Source organism: Corallococcus sicarius (assembly GCF_003611735.1).
GTDB classification, from domain to species: Bacteria; Myxococcota; Myxococcia; order Myxococcales; family Myxococcaceae; genus Corallococcus; species Corallococcus sicarius.
Genome location: NZ_RAWG01000668.1, coordinates 1 through 815 on the forward strand (window position 1 = coordinate 1; position 815 = coordinate 815).

General features: G+C 70.4%; 1 protein-coding gene. It reads right to left on the minus strand.

The genetic code is table 11. From position 1 onward, the window contains the following. Positions 1-170: 170 nt before the first annotated feature. Positions 171-815 (minus strand): outer membrane beta-barrel domain-containing protein (locus tag D7X12_RS41610; RefSeq protein WP_244225108.1); only part of this gene is annotated, 645 nt, incomplete at its 5' end.

The following is an 815-nucleotide window of genomic DNA, read 5'->3' on the forward strand; positions in this document are numbered from 1 at the left end:
GGCTCCGGGCGCGGCGGGGGTGCCCGCGTCCGGCGCGGAGGCCGTGCCGGCGGTGGCGCCGGGCGCCGGGGGCATGGGCGGCAGGCCCGCGTCCGGGGCGGCGCGGGCGGCCGTTGGGAACACGAAGAGCGCGGCGCTGGTCAGCGCGGCGACGATGAGCGGGCGGGACGTCATTCCGTGGCGCCGAAGTTGAAGGCCGTGCCCAACTGCACGGTGGGCACGTTGATGATGCGCGACGCGCCCGCGAAGACGGTGTTGTTGGTCACGTCCAGGCGGAAGGACACGTTGCGGCTGGAGAACACGCGCACGCCCATCCCCAGGTTGATGGCGGGGCGGAAGCCGTCGCTGCGCTCGACCTTCACCACCGTGCCGCCGCCCAGGAGGAAGACCTCGAAGTGGATGACGTTGGTGTTGAGGAAGGACGTCTTGCCGTACAGCGGGCTCCACACGAGGTCGGAGCCCACCATCCACTGCACCTGGTCCTCGAAGGCGGTGTTGGTGGGGGACACGTCGAAGTCACGCTCCAACTGGCGGCGCAGGCTGGTCTGCACGTTGTAGCTGTACGTGCCGCGGCCCACCTGCCACGCGAAGCTGTCGCTGAAGTGGTACGTGTAACCGACGTTCCCGATGAGCCCCTTGTAGTAGGCGTCCGCGGGCAGCACGCCCACGCCGAGCGTCAGCTCGTGGTGCATGCGGTAGAGCCGGTCCTGCACCGCGGAGACGGTGCCGGGGTTCTCGAGTTCCTCGGCCTGGGCGCGGGCGAGGCCGGGCACCAGGCACAGGAGGGTGAGCAGGATGAATCGCACGGGGGATGT